Source organism: Pseudomonas tehranensis (genome assembly GCF_014268615.1).
GTDB classification, from domain to species: domain Bacteria; phylum Pseudomonadota; class Gammaproteobacteria; order Pseudomonadales; family Pseudomonadaceae; genus Aquipseudomonas; species Aquipseudomonas tehranensis.
On the sequence record NZ_JABWQV010000517.1, the window covers coordinates 1 to 292 of the forward strand.

Annotated in this window: 1 pseudogene; it reads left to right on the forward strand. The window is 63.0% G+C overall.

The annotated features are described in order from the left end of the window. Positions 1-51 precede the first annotated feature (51 nt). Positions 52-292 (forward strand): annotated as a pseudogene (locus tag HU811_RS27240) (hypothetical protein); the annotation flags it as partial.

Consider the following 292-nt stretch of genomic DNA (forward strand, 5'->3'; position numbering starts at 1 on the left):
TCGCCGACCTGGCAGGAAATCGAGGTCACCATCCCACCTCAAGCACCCGTCATGAACGCGCCCGTGGAAAATGGCCTCTCGCCCAATCTCAACGGCACCTGCTGGCCGGGCGCTGTGCTGACTCTCACGTTCAGTGACAGCCCCATCGAACACCCCGTCGACAATGACAACGGCACTTGGAGATTCCGGCGCGACGAGCCGTTTGCACCGGAGATCACCCATACCGCGACCCTGATCCAGACCGCCGCCCAGCAACCCTCGCCGGAGGCGCAAAGGACATTCACGGTTGCCA